This is a genomic window from Bacillus sp. FSL R5-0603 (assembly GCF_038050295.1).
GTDB lineage: Bacteria > Bacillota > Bacilli > Bacillales > Bacillaceae > Bacillus > Bacillus subtilis.
In genome coordinates this window covers 2,260,177-2,274,615 of record NZ_JBBOYP010000001.1, presented here as the reverse complement: position 1 = coordinate 2,274,615, position 14,439 = coordinate 2,260,177, and the positions used below count along the sequence as shown (strand labels likewise).

At 45.3% G+C, this 14,439-nt stretch carries 19 protein-coding genes and 1 pseudogene; 14 read left to right on the top strand and 6 right to left on the bottom strand.

The window, feature by feature from the left end:
- The first annotated feature begins 5 nt into the window (after window positions 1-5).
- The 4 genes from NYE56_RS11530 (at window position 6) to NYE56_RS11515 (ending at window position 3,628) form a co-directional block, all read left to right on the top strand.
- Window positions 6-785: an SDR family oxidoreductase gene (locus NYE56_RS11530; protein WP_268555482.1), complete on the top strand. Its 780-nt coding sequence runs from the start codon at window positions 6-8 to the stop codon at window positions 783-785.
- A gap of 74 nt (window positions 786-859) precedes the next feature.
- Complete coding sequence (gene dsdA, locus NYE56_RS11525) at window positions 860-2,206, top strand: D-serine ammonia-lyase (RefSeq protein ID WP_268555481.1); 1,347 nt, start codon at window positions 860-862, stop codon at window positions 2,204-2,206.
- 71 nt (window positions 2,207-2,277) lie between these two features.
- Complete coding sequence (coaA, locus tag NYE56_RS11520; RefSeq protein WP_003245966.1) at window positions 2,278-3,237, top strand: type I pantothenate kinase; 960 nt, start codon at window positions 2,278-2,280, stop codon at window positions 3,235-3,237.
- Window positions 3,238-3,241: 4 nt separating this feature from the next.
- A complete protein-coding gene (locus tag NYE56_RS11515) occupies window positions 3,242-3,628 on the top strand; it encodes a VOC family protein (RefSeq protein ID WP_085186446.1) in 387 nt (128 codons plus the stop codon).
- Here the strand turns inward: NYE56_RS11515 and NYE56_RS11510 are convergent.
- The 3 genes from NYE56_RS11510 to NYE56_RS11500 form a co-directional block, all read right to left on the bottom strand.
- Window positions 3,625-3,783: a hypothetical protein gene (locus NYE56_RS11510; protein ID WP_014477259.1), complete on the bottom strand. Its 159-nt coding sequence runs from the start codon at window positions 3,781-3,783 to the stop codon at window positions 3,625-3,627. The genes NYE56_RS11515 and NYE56_RS11510 overlap by 4 nt on opposite strands.
- Window positions 3,784-3,832: 49 nt before the next feature.
- Window positions 3,833-5,065 carry an MDR family MFS transporter gene (locus NYE56_RS11505; protein WP_268555480.1) on the bottom strand — a complete coding sequence of 411 codons (1,233 nt, stop codon included), beginning with the start codon at window positions 5,063-5,065 and terminating at the stop codon, window positions 3,833-3,835.
- Between the two features lie 550 nt (window positions 5,066-5,615).
- Complete coding sequence (locus NYE56_RS11500) at window positions 5,616-5,822, bottom strand: YqzH family protein (protein ID WP_268555596.1); 207 nt, start codon at window positions 5,820-5,822, stop codon at window positions 5,616-5,618.
- A gap of 165 nt (window positions 5,823-5,987) precedes the next feature.
- On the opposite strand from NYE56_RS11500, the gene NYE56_RS11495 reads away from it, so the two are divergent.
- From NYE56_RS11495 to NYE56_RS11465, 7 genes and pseudogenes are all read left to right on the top strand, one after another.
- Window positions 5,988-7,226 carry a DNA polymerase IV gene (locus NYE56_RS11495; protein WP_341283871.1) on the top strand — a complete coding sequence of 413 codons (1,239 nt, stop codon included), beginning with the start codon at window positions 5,988-5,990 and terminating at the stop codon, window positions 7,224-7,226.
- The gene (locus NYE56_RS11490; protein WP_003230403.1) at window positions 7,223-7,561 is read left to right on the top strand and encodes a YolD-like family protein; all 339 of its coding nucleotides are present in this window, start codon (window positions 7,223-7,225) and stop codon (window positions 7,559-7,561) included. Before NYE56_RS11495 ends, NYE56_RS11490 begins: the two co-directional genes overlap by 4 nt.
- Before the next feature lie 185 nt (window positions 7,562-7,746).
- Window positions 7,747-8,217, top strand: a complete 471-nt coding sequence (locus NYE56_RS11485) for a GNAT family N-acetyltransferase (protein ID WP_004398668.1) — start codon at window positions 7,747-7,749, stop codon at window positions 8,215-8,217.
- 9 nt (window positions 8,218-8,226) lie between these two features.
- A pseudogene (locus NYE56_RS11480) lies at window positions 8,227-8,572 on the top strand (antibiotic biosynthesis monooxygenase family protein).
- Window positions 8,565-9,596, top strand: a complete 1,032-nt coding sequence (locus NYE56_RS11475) for a bifunctional GNAT family N-acetyltransferase/GrpB family protein (protein WP_341283870.1) — start codon at window positions 8,565-8,567, stop codon at window positions 9,594-9,596. Before NYE56_RS11480 ends, NYE56_RS11475 begins: the two are co-directional and overlap by 8 nt.
- Window positions 9,593-9,916 (top strand): iron-sulfur cluster biosynthesis family protein, encoded by a 324-nt coding sequence (locus tag NYE56_RS11470; RefSeq protein WP_003226552.1) that lies wholly within the window; start codon window positions 9,593-9,595, stop codon window positions 9,914-9,916. The genes NYE56_RS11475 and NYE56_RS11470 overlap by 4 nt, the downstream gene beginning before the upstream one ends.
- Window positions 9,917-9,928: 12 nt before the next feature.
- Complete coding sequence (locus NYE56_RS11465; protein WP_003230411.1) at window positions 9,929-10,168, top strand: YqkC family protein; 240 nt, start codon at window positions 9,929-9,931, stop codon at window positions 10,166-10,168.
- Between the two features lie 39 nt (window positions 10,169-10,207).
- Here the strand turns inward: NYE56_RS11465 and NYE56_RS11460 are convergent, their stop codons facing one another.
- Window positions 10,208-11,125: an alpha/beta hydrolase gene (locus NYE56_RS11460; RefSeq protein ID WP_341284395.1), complete on the bottom strand. Its 918-nt coding sequence runs from the start codon at window positions 11,123-11,125 to the stop codon at window positions 10,208-10,210.
- Between the two features lie 159 nt (window positions 11,126-11,284).
- Between NYE56_RS11460 and NYE56_RS11455 the strand changes: the two genes are divergently transcribed.
- Window positions 11,285-11,509, top strand: coding sequence for a YqkE family protein (locus NYE56_RS11455; protein ID WP_341283869.1), 225 nt, complete (start codon window positions 11,285-11,287; stop codon window positions 11,507-11,509).
- 31 nt (window positions 11,510-11,540) lie between these two features.
- Here NYE56_RS11455 and NYE56_RS11450 read toward each other — a convergent pair whose 3' ends face one another.
- Complete coding sequence (locus tag NYE56_RS11450) at window positions 11,541-12,461, bottom strand: aldo/keto reductase (RefSeq protein WP_341283868.1); 921 nt, start codon at window positions 12,459-12,461, stop codon at window positions 11,541-11,543.
- A 62-nt stretch (window positions 12,462-12,523) separates the two neighbouring features.
- Entirely contained in the window at window positions 12,524-12,646 is a 123-nt protein-coding gene (mciZ, locus tag NYE56_RS11445; protein ID WP_341283867.1) for a Z-ring formation inhibitor MciZ, read from the bottom strand.
- 73 nt (window positions 12,647-12,719) lie between these two features.
- Here mciZ and nudF point away from each other — a divergent pair, with 73 nt between their 5' ends.
- Both nudF and NYE56_RS11435 read left to right on the top strand, forming a co-directional pair.
- Window positions 12,720-13,277, top strand: coding sequence for an ADP-ribose pyrophosphatase (gene nudF / locus NYE56_RS11440; protein ID WP_341283866.1), 558 nt, complete (start codon window positions 12,720-12,722; stop codon window positions 13,275-13,277).
- Window positions 13,274-14,437, top strand: coding sequence for a TIGR00375 family protein (locus tag NYE56_RS11435; RefSeq protein WP_341283865.1), 1,164 nt, complete (start codon window positions 13,274-13,276; stop codon window positions 14,435-14,437). The genes nudF and NYE56_RS11435 overlap by 4 nt, the downstream gene beginning before the upstream one ends.
- Window positions 14,438-14,439 lie beyond the last annotated feature (2 nt).

Below are 14,439 nucleotides of genomic sequence, written 5' to 3'. Positions count from 1 at the left end.
AATGGGTGAAACATATAGCGGGAAAAAGGATTTGGATAACCGGCGCTTCAGGAGGGCTTGGTGAAAGAATCGCATACTTATGCGCGGCTGAAGGAGCCCATGTCCTGCTGTCGGCTAGACGCGAGGATCGTTTGATAGAAATCAAAAGGAAAATAACCGAGGAATGGAGCGGACAGTGTGAGATTTTTCCTCTGGATGTGGGCCGCCTAGAGGATATCGCCCGGGTCCGCGATCAGATCGGCTCGGTTGATGTACTGATTAACAATGCAGGTTTCGGTATATTTGAAACGGTTTTAGACTCTACATTGGATGACATGAAAGCGATGTTTGATGTGAATGTCTTCGGCCTGATCGCCTGTACAAAAGCGGTGCTTCCGCAAATGCTTGAGCAAAAAAAGGGCCATATCATCAATATCGCCTCTCAAGCGGGGAAAATCGCAACACCGAAGTCGAGCCTGTATTCCGCGACCAAACATGCCGTGTTAGGTTACTCAAACGCTTTGCGGATGGAGCTTTCGGGAACCGGCATTTATGTGACGACAGTCAACCCGGGACCGATTCAGACGGACTTTTTTTCCATTGCTGATAAAGGCGGGGACTACGCCAAAAATGTCGGCCGCTGGATGCTTGATCCTGATGACGTGGCTGCTCAAATTACAGCTGCAATTTTTACGAAAAAGCGGGAGATCAATCTTCCGCGTTTAATGAATGCCGGCACTAAGCTGTATCAGCTGTTTCCAGCTTTTGTAGAAAAGCTGGCAGGACGCGCGCTCATGAAAAAATAATATGGAACTGCCTGTTATGGAATGGCTTGATTCGAACGAGGCAGTTTTTGATAGTGGAAGGGAGAGATTGTTGAATGTCAGTTCATTCAGAAGTCCTTCATGCTCTGCTTAAAGATCTGTTTATTCAGAAACTGATTGATGCAGAGCCTGTATTCTGGGAAAATTCAGGCAAGAAAGAGGGGCCATTACCCCGTGCAGATGAGTGGGCAACCGAGATAGCGGAAGCGGAAAAAAGAATGCGGCGGTTTGCACCTTACATTGCCGAGGTGTTTCCTGAGACGAAAGGCGCTAAAGGAATCATCGAGTCTCCGCTTTTTGAGGTGCAGCATATGAAGGAAAAGCTGGAAGCGGCATATCAGCAGCCATTTCCGGGAAGATGGCTTTTAAAGTGTGACCATGAGCTTCCGATTTCAGGATCGATTAAAGCGAGGGGCGGGATTTATGAAGTGTTAAAGCATGCTGAAAATCTCGCGCTTCAAGAAGGAATGCTTCGGGAAACCGATGATTACCGCATCTTACAGGAAGAGCGGTTTACCGGGTTTTTCTCCCGCTATTCGATTGCTGTCGGTTCGACAGGAAATCTAGGTTTAAGCATCGGCATCATCGGCGCGGCACTCGGGTTTCGCGTGACAGTGCATATGTCCGCCGATGCTAAGCAGTGGAAAAAGGATCTCCTCCGCCAAAAGGGAGTCACTGTTATGGAGTACGAAACAGATTACAGCGAAGCGGTGAACGAAGGGAGACGGCAGGCGGAACAAGATCCATTCTGTTATTTTATTGATGATGAACATTCTCGTCAGCTGTTCTTAGGATATGCTGTGGCTGCAAGCCGATTAAAAACACAGCTTGACTGTATGAATATAAAGCCAAGTCTTGAGACGCCCTTGTTTGTGTATCTGCCGTGCGGAGTCGGCGGAGGACCGGGCGGTGTAGCATTTGGGCTGAAGCTTTTATACGGAGATGATGTTCATGTGTTTTTCGCAGAACCAACTCATTCACCTTGTATGTTGTTAGGGCTTTATTCAGGACTTCACGAGAAGGTCTCCGTCCAGGATATCGGCCTGGATAATCAGACGGCTGCTGACGGACTTGCCGTAGGGAGGCCGTCAGGATTTGTCGGCAAGCTGATTGAACCGCTTCTGAGCGGCTGTTATACGGTAGAGGACAATACGCTTTATACTTTGCTTCATATGCTGGCTGTATCTGAAGATAAATATTTAGAGCCCTCTGCTCTTGCCGGCATGTTCGGGCCGGTTCAGCTTTTTTCGACAGAAGAGGGAAGGCGCTATGGTCAGAAATATAAGATGGAACATGCCGTACATGTCGTCTGGGGAACGGGAGGAAGCATGGTTCCAAAAGAAGAAATGGCTGCGTATAACCGAATCGGTGCTGATTTGCTAAAAAAACGAAATGAAAAATAAGCAGACAGTGAAAAGGTTTTCCGTTACAATCTTTGTAAGGGTTTTAACCTACAGAGAGTCAGGTGTAAACAGTGAAAAATAAAGAACTTAACTTACATACTTTATATACACAGCACAATCGGGAGTCTTGGTCTGGTTTTGGGGGGCATTTGTCGATTGCTGTATCTGAAGAAGAGGCAAAAGCTGTGGAAGGATTGAATGATTATCTATCTGTTGAAGAAGTGGAAACGATCTATATTCCGCTTGTTCGCTTGCTTCATTTGCATGTCAAGTCTGCGGCTGAACGCAATAAGCATGTCAATGTTTTTCTGAAGCACCCACATTCAGCCAAAATTCCGTTTATTATCGGCATTGCCGGCAGTGTCGCAGTCGGAAAAAGCACGACGGCGCGGATCTTGCAGAAGCTGCTTTCGCGTTTGCCTGACCGTCCAAAAGTGAGCCTTATCACGACAGATGGTTTTTTATTTCCTACTGCCGAGCTGAAAAAGAAAAATATGATGTCTAGAAAAGGGTTTCCTGAAAGCTATGATGTAAAGGCGCTGCTCGAATTTTTGAATGACTTAAAATCAGGAAAGGACAGCGTAAAGGCCCCGGTGTATTCCCATCTAACCTATGACCGCGAGGAAGGTGTGTTCGAGGTTGTAGAACAGGCGGATATTGTGATTATTGAAGGCATTAATGTTCTTCAGTCGCCCACCTTGGAGGATGACCGGGAAAACCCGCGTATTTTTGTTTCCGATTTCTTTGATTTTTCGATTTATGTGGATGCGGAGGAAAGCCGGATTTTCACTTGGTATTTAGAGCGTTTTCGCCTGCTTCGGGAAACTGCTTTTCAAAATCCTGATTCATATTTTCATAAATTTAAAGACTTGTCCGATCAGGAGGCTGACGAGATGGCAGCCTCGATTTGGGAGAGTGTCAACCGGCCGAATTTATATGAAAATATTTTGCCGACTAAATTCAGGTCAGATCTCATTTTGCGTAAGGGAGACGGGCATAAGGTCGAGGAAGTGCTGGTAAGGAGGGTATGAAATTGTGCATCATATTGAACTGTATGTCTCTGATTTGGAGGCGTCTAGGCGGTTTTGGGGCTGGTTCTTAAAAGAACTTGGCTATAAAGAGTATCAAAAATGGAGCTCAGGCATCAGCTGGAAGAAAGATCGTTTTTACCTAGTGATTGTGCAGGCGAAAGAGCCATTTCTAGAGCCGAAATACCATAGATGCCGAGTCGGTCTGAACCATCTCGCATTTCATGCTGAATCCAAGCTTCAAGTCGATCAGATGACTGAAAAATTGACGGCAAAAGGTTATCGTGTGTTGTACCGAGACAGGCATCCTTTTGCCGGAGGAGACGGGCATTATGCAGTCTTTTGTGAGGATCCAGACCGGATTAAGGTAGAGCTCGTTGCCCCAAGCTGTTAATCGTGATCTTCGGACAGGCTGTTCAGCTTTTTCTCAATGCGATCCAGCTGCGCCTTTCGGTTTTTCGCATACTTGAAGCCTGTAACAGCCGCAAAGATGACAGCGGCAAATATAATAAATACAAACAGCTGAAACATCACATCACCTATATTCATGTTCTTCACCTCATGTTTGCGGGAGAGATTCATTCTCTTCCGTTTTTATTTAAAGCGGCTTTTCCAGACGGGAACGGTGTTTTGTGGTCTCTGTTTTCATTTGCCGATAGGCGAACGCTAAAAATGGCAGGCCGAGCAGGGTAATGCCGCTCAGGACAGAAAAAATATAAATCGGCCGGCCAGCGCCAAACAGGTCTATACATATCCCCCCGACCCAAGGGCCGATGACGTTTCCGAGCTGTGAAAAACCGATTGCCCCGAAATAAGTGCCTTTTAATCCTGGTTTTGCAATCTGGTCTACATACAAATCCATCATAGAGAACAAAAGAACTTCGCCGATTGTAAATGTGATGACAATCATCACAATTGATGGAACACCGTGCGATACGGTGAAAATGGCCATGCTGATACTAACCATCACATTACCGAGCATAAGAGAACAAAGCGGCGAAAACCGTTTTGCAAAATGGACAATGGGAAATTGCGTCGCCAACACAACGATTGCGTTTAATGTCAGCATCAGCCCATACAGCTTCGTTCCATTGCCGATCAAGGGGCTCTGCGCCATATACTGAGGGAATGTGGAACTCAATTGTGAGTAGCCGAAGGTGCATAGCGTAATGCCGACCAAAGCAATGGTAAAAAGATAATCCTTTTGCGTGACCATAAACGCTTCCCGCACGCTCATATTTCGGGATTGGGCTGGTGCTGATAAGGATGGATGTTTTTTAAACTGGAGGGCAAGCACAATTCCGTATAGTCCGTAAATGACTGCAGGCACCAAAAAGGGCGTAGTCGATTGCGATGAGCCGAAATATAGGCCAAGCACAGGTCCGAAGACAACGCCGATATTAATAGCTGCATAGCGTAAATTAAAAACTAGCAGTCTCGTTTTTTCTTCTGTCATATCAGACAGCAAGGCCTTTGAAGCGGGCTCAAACAGTGATTTGCAAAGACCGTTTAATGCGTTGACTACAAAAAACACCCAGAGATGAGATGCCGCCGCAAAGCCTGCAAATACCAGCATCCATCCGAAAATCGATACAAGCATCATGTTTTTTCTGCCGAATTTATCTGAGATATATCCGCCGTAAAAGCTTGCGAGGATGCCGACTGATGAGCTCGCGGCAATGACCAGTCCTGCATAGGAAGCTGATGCGCCTTGGACGGCTGTCAAATAAATCGCTAAAAAAGGAATGCTCATCGATGTTGCCATTCTGCCGAAAATGGTTCCGATTATAATTGTCCAGCTGATCGGGTGGATATCTTTCCATTTCTTCATGAATTATAGTCTCTCCTGTATGTAAGATCTTTCTCTATCATATATGAAAAAATTTCCTTCTCCAATAGATCATTCAAAATATTTCGTTTTTGACATGTAGTATGCCTGATTGTATGGATGGCAATATACTATGCGTTGAGGATGCGTGTGGCTGACGGAGTTTACATCTTGAAATTGGAGAAGGAAAATGACGGGATGTCCGATGAAAAGCAAAGCGATTGGTCAGTGAGAGTGTGTTAGTTTAAGCCGCCAGGACGTAGATCATATCGGCAGTGAAACCGGCTATGAGATCAAGATGTAAGCTGAAAACCGATGGACCGCATGACAGAACAAGAGAGCACATCTCTTCAAAAAAGTGTATACGCGTGATCATGGACAGCTTATTCCGTTTTGCGCGAGCATTGAGGGAAATTTTATGCCAGGCCATATGAATCTATGGAGCGTGAGAAAACTCTGCTTTTTTCTGTAAGCATGAGACTGTTTATTTGTTTCAGGCGGTGTTTTCAAAGGGAAGCCGCATCAGCGGCTGAAAGAACTGACAGTCATGCGTTTAAGAGAACAGGCCTTGGTTTGTGACATAGTCATAAATGATATCTTCTATATGCGCATGCAAATCCTCATCCGGTTCTTCATTCCGTCTCTCTTGTAGAGCCGCTTTCAGGCTTTTTTTTTCATGCGGGCTTAACGGATCTATAGCAACGTTTCTGCCGTATTGACGCAATGCCTGTCCCAGCATTTTTTCGACAAATTTCTCCATCATGACTCTCCTATCCTTATGTTTCGCTTTTATTCTACTAAATGTTTTTCTTCTCTCAAACCCTTGGATCATATTTTCTGTCAGACAAGAATCATTTACCAGTATAAAACGAACATACTTTCGCATATAATGAAAAACGAACATAAGTTCTTTTTAGAGGTGTGTATGATGAAAGAAAAAGTGATTTTTCTCGTTGACATGCAATCGTTTTATGCATCTGTAGAGAAAGCGGAAAATCCATATTTGAAAAATAAGCCCGTCATTGTTTCGGGTGACCCTGAAAAAAGGGGCGGAGTCGTATTGGCTGCCTGCCCGCTGGCGAAACAAAAGGGTGTGGTGAATTCTTCACGGCTGTGGGAGGCGCAGGAAAAGTGTCCTGAGGCTGTTGTGCTCCGGCCGCGTATGCAACGGTATATTGATGTATCACTGCAAATTACGGCCATTCTAGAGGAGTATACAGACCTTGTGGAGCCGTATTCTATCGATGAACAGTTCATGGATATTACAGGCAGCCAGAAGCTGTTTGGGACGCCGATGGAGATCGCGAAAAGCATTCAGGGCAGAATCATGCGGGAGATCGGCGTTTATGCACGGGTGGGAATCGGCCCTAACAAAGCGCTGGCCAAAATTGCGTGTGACAATTTTGCCAAAAAGAATAGGAACGGCATTTTTACCTTAACGAAAGAAAATATGAAAACCGAAATGTGGCCGCTCCCGGTGGGCAGCATGTTTGGCGTCGGGAGCAGCATGAAGCATCATTTAAATCGAATGGGCATCAGCACGATCGGCGGGCTCGCGGCTTTTCCGCTCGATCTTTTAAAAAAGAAATGGGGCATTAACGGCCACGTGCTGTGGATGACGGCAAACGGAATCGACTATTCCCCTGTGTCAACTTCGTCTCTGGACGGGCAAAAGGCGATAGGCCATGGAATGACTCTCCCGAGAGACTACGAACACTTTGACAAAGAAATCAAGGTCGTATTGCTTGAGTTGAGTGAAGAAGTGTGCAGGCGAAGCCGAAACGCCGGAGTCATGGGGCAGACGGTGTCAGTGAGCTGCCGGGGTGCTGATTTTGATTGGCCGACGGGCTTCAACCGGCAAGTGAAGCTGGCAGAGCCGACTAATTCTACGCAGGATGTATATGAGGCTGTACGCCGGCTGTTTCTTACATTTTGGGACGGGAAACCTGTCCGCCGTCTCGGTGTCAATCTGTCTCAGCTCTCATCTGATGACATATGGCAGCTCAATTTATTTCAGGATTATGCAAAGAAAATGAGCCTAGGCTATGTGATGGACGGCATTAAAAATCGATTCGGCGACACAGCACTCATCAGGGCGGCGTCACTGACAGCGGCAGGCCAGGCATTTGAACGTGCGGCTAAAATAGGGGGGCATTATAAATGAACGATCATTTAAAAAGGGGCAACCTGCTGTGGGAAGGGAGCAGGATGTTTCTGCCGGAACATAAGCAAAGCCTGCTGGAGAGAAAGCGGCTTAAACAGAAGCTGCAAAAGCCGATCCTTGACCCCGATAAGCTGGAAGAGATGAATCAAACGCTTTGCGCCGCGATGGAGTTCGCTCAGGATATCACTGTCAGCTGCTTTCAGGACGGTGAGATTGTCCGCTGCACCGGGAAGATCTGCCGGTATGAAGAGTTTGAAAAAGCAGTATGGATAAAAGGAGACGAGGATCAGCTTTATAAGCTGAGACTTGATCAAGTGCTTGATATTGTGCTGTAAAGTCTCTCCTCCTGCTTGGGGGAGAAATAGGCGTAAAATGATCAAACATTGTTCCCTCGGCAGTCTGGAAACGTATGATAAAGGAAAGAAGGCATTTACAATTCCAGCCAGGCAAAATATAATTTTTATATTGTGAGAAAAAGAGCTGACATTCGTTTTGCCAGACGGAGGGAGATCAAATCGTAATGGATATTCGAACAATCACGTCTTCAGATTATGAAATGGTAACGTCTGTACTGAATGAATGGTGGGGCGGCAGACAGCTGAAAGAAAAATTGCCGAGACTATTTTTTGAGCATTTTCAGGACACAAGCTTTATTACATCCGAACATAACAGCATGACGGGATTTTTAATCGGATTTCAATCGCAATCGGATCCTGAAACGGCGTACATTCATTTTTCCGGTGTGCATCCAGATTTCAGAAAAATGCAAATTGGGAAACAATTGTATGATGTATTTATCGAAACAGTAAAACAAAGAGGCTGCACCCGGGTAAAGTGTGTCACTTCACCTGTGAATAAGGTATCAATCGCATATCACACAAAATTGGGGTTTGATATTGAAAAGGGCACCAAAACGGTAAATGGCATCTCAGTGTTTGCAAACTATGATGGCCCGGGCCAAGACAGGGTACTGTTTGTCAAAAACATATGAGGGGGAAATATGATGGATTTTTTATCAAAAACACCTGAGCCTCCTTACTATGCAGTCATTTTTTCTTCTGTCAAAAGCGAAAATGACACAGGATATGGAGAAACAGCGGAGCGGATGGTATCGCTTGCGGCGGATCAGCCTGGATTTTTAGGCGTGGAAAGCGTACGTGAAGCGGATGGAAGGGGCATCACAGTTTCCTATTGGGACAGTATGGACGCAATTAACCATTGGAGGCATCACACTGAACATCAAGCAGCAAAAGAAAAAGGAAAAAGCGTTTGGTACGAGTCGTATGCAGTCCGCGTCGCAAAAGTCGACAGACAGCGGCTGTTTCAGGAGGAACACGAATGATTGAATTTCTCCAGCATAAGGAAGACACGATAGCGCGTGAGATTTTAGCCGTACAGATCCCCGCCTACATAAAGGAAACAGAGATTATCGGTTTTGACGGTATTCCCGCTTTACAAGAGAAGGTGAAGGATATTCAAGCATCCCATGAACGGTTTGCGGGATATCGGAAAAACGGCAAGCTGATCGGTGTCATTTCATATGAGAAAAATATGCATCATCTCACCATTTGCAGGCTTGTTGTGCATCCTGACGGTTTCAGAAAAGGAATTGGACGAGCACTTCTGCAATTTGTCATTGATCATAATGAAGACGCTGAGAAAATCGAAGTAGTCACAGCTGAGAACAATACCCCGGCCGTGTCACTCTATACACAGGCTGGATTCCAAAAGGCAGAAACCGTCAAAGCAGCGCAGGGTCTATTGCTGTCGGTCTTTCATTTGTATCCGAAAAGAAAAGTTGAGGTCATTCTCTACAACGAAAAATGGGCAGAATGTTTCGATGAAGAAAAAGAACGGCTGAAACTTGTGTTCGGGCCGGAGATTATCGCTGTTCATCACATCGGAAGCACATCGATACCGAATATGGCAGCGAAGCCAATCATTGATATGTTAATTGAAGTCAGAAGCATTGAAGCCGTGAGCCAATTTGATGAACAAATGAAGGCTAACGGCTATACACCAAAAGGTGAGAACGGCATAGCGGGCAGGCGTTATTTCCAAAAGGGCGGAAATAAACGCACTCATCATGTCCATATGTACGAACAGGGAAACCCTGCTATTGAAAGGCATCTGTTATTCAGAGATTATCTCAGAGCTCATCCAAACATAGCGAAAGAATACGCCGTTCTCAAAAAACGGCTGGCGGCCCAGCATCCTGACAGCATCAATCAGTACATACAAGGGAAAGATGAGTGGATCAAGACTGCAGAAGAAAATGCGAAGCGGTGGAAAAAAGGCAGAAACAATGCGAATGGCAGTGTTGTATGCTACAATAGCAAAAATGATGAAAACGGGGGTTTCACCTTATGAACATACATGTGACAGATGCAGCAAAACAGGCACTGCAGCAGGCGTTTGACGCCAACCCGGGGAAAAAAGCCCAGCTTCGTTACGATGCAGAAGGATGCGGCTGCGCGGTAAGCGGTGTCCCGACAATCTGGCTGGCAGAAGAATTAACGGGACAGTGCGAGCAGCTGGAAACGAACGGCATTCCGCTGTATATCCAATCGTCGCAAAAAGTGTTTTTTGACGATCAAATGACGATCGATTACAATGAAAAAGCCAAAACATTGGCACTGAAAAGCCCGGCTGAAATGCTCAGCCCCAGAATGAGCATATTAGTAAAGTAGGAGACGCGAAACGTGGAACAAAAGCTGAAGGCAATGAAGAACACAGCACAAAATAAAACGTGGGTATCCTTCCTGAATCAAAACCATCCCTATACCTTGCTTCACTGGTCAATTGGAGGAGCAGAGTCCATCAAGAAAGATGTCTGGCTATTGCAGGATGAAATGACCTTCGAGACGCAGGAGTTTACAACGATAGATCTTGCGATTGAATGGATCAGAGAAAATATGGATGGCATTACCGACGTTCTGTAACATAAAAAAGCGAAAGAGCCGAAGAGGCCTTTCGCTTTTTTATTCTGTTGAATCATTCATGTTGTCTAAAAACTCCTGCACTGTTTTTCGGTACGTATCCCGATTTTTGGTATATGACATGGCGTGTTCACCGTTCTCGGCAATGTACAGCGCTTTCGGCCCGCGTTTCTTTTCATAAAGCCGCTCGGTTGAAGAAACAGGAATGTAGTCATCATCCTTACTATGAATAAAGAGGACCGGCTTTTCGATTTTATCAATGACAGCAAGCGGAGATACTTCACGTGCGCGATAGCCGCCTCTCAGCTTCAAAAAGAAGTCGGCGATAGGAAGCAGGGGCCAAGACGGGAGCCTGTATTCCGCTCTAAGCCGGTAGGCAAGCTGTTCATCAAAACATGCGAACGGACAATCGGCAATATAAAAATCAGCGCCATCGCTGCAGTGTGCACCAGCATAAAGCAGGGCGGTCACAGCTCCCATCGACTCACCGTGAATTCCGATCAATCCGCGATGATTTGTTTTGTTTTTGAGCCAGCTGACAACCTTATTGAGATCATCCTTTTCGTAAAACCCGTAGCTGGTCGTCTTTCCGCCGCTTTGGCCATGCCGGCGATGGTCATAAATGAGCACATTCCAGCCGAGACCAAGAAATAAATGCATATACTTAAGAGAATTCAGTACATTCATCGTCACCCCGTGGCAGATGATGATGGTATTTGGTGTGTCATGCGGTGCGACATGGTATCCTTTTATGTCGTACCCGTAAGCGGAGGGTATCACAAAAGCGTTTTTCTCCATTTGTTCAAATGATTCAAACACATCATGTCCGTCGTCTGTCTCTCTTTTGATAATGTCCTCATCCGTTTTTCTCTTGATGAATAGAATCATATTCGAAAAAACAATTCCGATTGCGATGACAGCTGTTACGAGAGCGCCAATGGCCAAAAAGATTTTCTTCAACAAGTCACAGCACCTTTCAACTAAATATAGGTAATTCGTGTTTAAAATCATTATACCTAAACACTGCTTCGCTGAGAAAGTAATCAGAAGAGAGTCTGCTTGTTCAGTGTATATGCTCCGTGATAAACTGTCTTCAAACAAAACATGGGGGAAGTCTGAATGAAAAAACAAAAATCCGCTGACAAACACCAGCTAAAAGACGGCCTTCAATCCGATATCAAAGCAAAGCTTATGGAGATGAAGAGCCAATTGAAGGAAGAGGATGAAAAGAGGCAGGAAAGAGAAAAAGCAGAACAGATCAGAAAGAAAAAAGAGAACGAAAAAAATAAGAGTTTTGAAGAACTCCTAAATGAAAGCCAAATGGATTGGCATCAATATAAATAAACCAGCACCCGTACAGGTGCTGGTTTTTCTGCTATGAGCGATGAGCTTTGTAAATGTCTTGTTTCGTATGAGATTGGAGCGCTTTGATTTCCTCTTCGGTTAAACGCCGTACATTTGCTGCCTGAATATTTTCCCGTAACTGCTCAATCTTACTGGCGCCTGTAATCACTGAAGCGACAGCCGGCTGTGCTAGCAGATACTGCAGCGACTTTTCTGTCATGGAAAGATCGGGAGCCACTTCCTCCATTGCCTTGCGGGCATTTGTCAGTTCCTCGAATGAATAGGACAAGTACCCGTTTTGTTTCATGCTGTCTGAAGCTTGATCAAGCGGTTTTTCAGTTAAGAGCCCTTTGGCAACAGGACCTCTGGCGACTACGCTGATTTGATGTTCCTCTAAAAGCGGGAGCCATTCCTCAGGGCGTCTGTCAAACAGGCTGAATTGCATCATAATGCTGACGATGTTTGATTTTTTTACATATTCTTTAATCACATTCGGGCGGATGGAAGAAATGCCGTAGTAGCGGATGACACCTTCTTGTTTTAATTCCTCAAACGCTTCAATCGTTTCATCAATGTTGTCCTCTATCGTGCCGCCGTGAAGCTGATAAAGGTCGATATAATCTGTTTTCAGACGTGTAAGGCTCTTTTTTACCGCCTCTTTTATGTAAGCTTTTGAAGGGTCCCAATACCAGCCCTCGCTTCCGTCATCCCAACGGTTTCCCGCTTTTGTTGCCAGAATAATATCCTGACGTCTGTTTTGGATCGCATCACCGACAATTTCTTCGTTGCGTCCCCGGTCATACAAATCCGCTGTGTCCAAATAGTTGATGCCGAGCTCGATCGCTTCATCCAAAATGGACAATGCTTTGTTTTTTTCAGTTCCAAGAGACATACAGCCGAGTCCGACTTCACTAATGTCTAAATCAGATGTACCCAGTTTGCGCTTTCTCATGTGCACACTCCTTTTTTAGGCTTTGTATTGACCGTAATATAAAGGAGCCAAAGTTTCAACTTTTACGGCTTTGAGACCCATTCTTTTACATATTGAAATGTGTGTCCATACTCTTTTAACTTTGTCCGAATTTCCCATGCTTTTCCGACTAAGACAACACCTTTTGGCATGCGGTACACTTTCACGAAAAGGCCTCCTTTTCTCTAGTATGATAAAATGTATGGGGCATCATATAGAGACAGAACGGGAGATGAAGAAATGAAATCATTAGAAGAAAAAACAATTGCCAAAGAACAGATCTTTTCAGGTAAAGTTATTGATCTATTTGTCGAGGATGTAGAGCTGCCAAACGGCAAAACGAGTAAACGTGAAATTGTGAAACACCCTGGAGCTGTAGCGGTACTAGCCGTCACAGATGAAGGGAAAATCATCATGGTCAAACAATTCCGTAAGCCGCTTGAGCGGACGATCGTTGAAATTCCGGCCGGTAAGCTTGAAAAAGGTGAGGAGCCGGAGTATACGGCACTTCGGGAACTTGAAGAGGAAACCGGTTATACAGCAAAAAAACTGACAAAAATAACTGCGTTTTATACATCACCCGGATTTGCAGATGAGATCGTTCACGTTTTTCTTGCTGAGGAGCTTTCTGTGCTTGAAGAAAAACGGGAGCTTGATGAGGACGAGTTTGTTGAAGTGATGGAGGTGACGCTTGAAGATGCGCTAAAGCTGGTTGAATCGCGTGAAGTATATGATGCTAAAACAGCCTACGCGATTCAGTATCTTCAACTGAAAGAAGCGCTCCAAGCACAAAAATGAAAAAGATTTACGCGGATTTGCACATTCATATCGGCCGGACCTTTACAGGAAGGGCTGTCAAAATAACAGGCGCCAAAACATTAACGCTGGACAGAATTTTGGTTGAAGCCAGTGAACATAAAGGAATTGAACTCCTCGGCATTATCGACTGTCATTCTCCGGAAGTCATTCTCGAGCTTGAGGAAGGCATTTCATCTGGAAAATATCGCGAGCTTGACGGGGGAGGAATCCGTTATCGCAGCACGACTCTTTTATTGGGGAGCGAGCTGGAGATTTATGATGAAGCCTGTAGCGGACCAATCCATGTGCTCGTATTTATGCCGACGCTGGCTGATATGAAACAGTTTTCAAACTGGCTGTCAGCCCGGCTGAAAAATATTCATTTAAGCTCGCAGCGGATTTATGAAACGGGCTTAAACCTGCAAAAAAAAGTGCAGGATATGGGCGGCTTGTTTATCCCCGCCCATATCTTTACGCCGCATAAAAGCTTATATGGAAAAGGGGTTAAATCAAGCTTAACTGAGGTTTTGGATCCATCTATGATAGACGCGGTGGAGCTTGGATTAAGCTGTGATACAGACATGGCATCACAGGTATCTGAATTGAATCCGTATCCTTTTTTAACAAATTCTGATGCGCATTCGTTGGGGAAAATCGGCAGAGAATATAATGAACTATATGTGCAGTCAGCTGATTTTACTGAATTTGCTCTTGCATTAAAGGGACAAGATGACAGGAAAATTATCGCAAATTATGGCTTGGACCCGTTATTGGGGAAATATTATCAGACTGCTTGCGAAGCGTGCGGAGAGCCTGCTGTAAGCGGGGAAACAGCGTGCGTGAATTGCGGAAATGCCAGATTTACCAAGGGAGTCAGCGAAAGATTGCGTGAATTGAGTGATCAGCTTGAAGTTCGCGTCCCGCGTCCGCGATATGTACATCAGATCCCGCTGCAATTTGTTCCGGGTGTAGGCCCGAAAACGCTGGACAAACTAAAAAAAGCCTTCGGAACAGAAATGGCTGTTCTTCATGAGGCTGCAGAAGAAGATTTGGCTCGCGTTGTCCCGCCGAAAACCGCGGCGCTTATCGTAAAAGCGAGATCCGGAAAACTGGAATTGAAAGCCGGAGGAGGAGGAACCTACGGTAAAATTAAACCGTGAGC

Bases quoted from the DNA above. Each gene is read 5' to 3' on its own strand.
- dsdA (WP_268555481.1), top strand. From the start codon at position 860: ATGTCAGTTCATTCAGAAGTCCTTCATGCTCTGCTTAAAGATCTGTTT.
- NYE56_RS11510 (WP_014477259.1), bottom strand. From the start codon at position 3,783: ATGAATATAGGTGATGTGATGTTTCAGCTGTTTGTATTTATTATATTT.
- NYE56_RS11505 (WP_268555480.1), bottom strand. From the start codon at position 5,065: ATGAAGAAATGGAAAGATATCCACCCGATCAGCTGGACAATTATAATC.
- NYE56_RS11500 (WP_268555596.1), bottom strand. From the start codon at position 5,822: ATGGAGAAATTTGTCGAAAAAATGCTGGGACAGGCATTGCGTCAATAC.
- NYE56_RS11495 (WP_341283871.1), top strand. From the start codon at position 5,988: ATGATGAAAGAAAAAGTGATTTTTCTCGTTGACATGCAATCGTTTTAT.
- NYE56_RS11490 (WP_003230403.1), top strand. From the start codon at position 7,223: ATGAACGATCATTTAAAAAGGGGCAACCTGCTGTGGGAAGGGAGCAGG.
- NYE56_RS11485 (WP_004398668.1), top strand. From the start codon at position 7,747: ATGGATATTCGAACAATCACGTCTTCAGATTATGAAATGGTAACGTCT.
- NYE56_RS11475 (WP_341283870.1), top strand. From the start codon at position 8,565: ATGATTGAATTTCTCCAGCATAAGGAAGACACGATAGCGCGTGAGATT.
- NYE56_RS11470 (WP_003226552.1), top strand. From the start codon at position 9,593: ATGAACATACATGTGACAGATGCAGCAAAACAGGCACTGCAGCAGGCG.
- NYE56_RS11455 (WP_341283869.1), top strand. From the start codon at position 11,285: ATGAAAAAACAAAAATCCGCTGACAAACACCAGCTAAAAGACGGCCTT.
- NYE56_RS11450 (WP_341283868.1), bottom strand. From the start codon at position 12,461: ATGAGAAAGCGCAAACTGGGTACATCTGATTTAGACATTAGTGAAGTC.
- nudF (WP_341283866.1), top strand. From the start codon at position 12,720: ATGAAATCATTAGAAGAAAAAACAATTGCCAAAGAACAGATCTTTTCA.
- NYE56_RS11435 (WP_341283865.1), top strand. From the start codon at position 13,274: ATGAAAAAGATTTACGCGGATTTGCACATTCATATCGGCCGGACCTTT.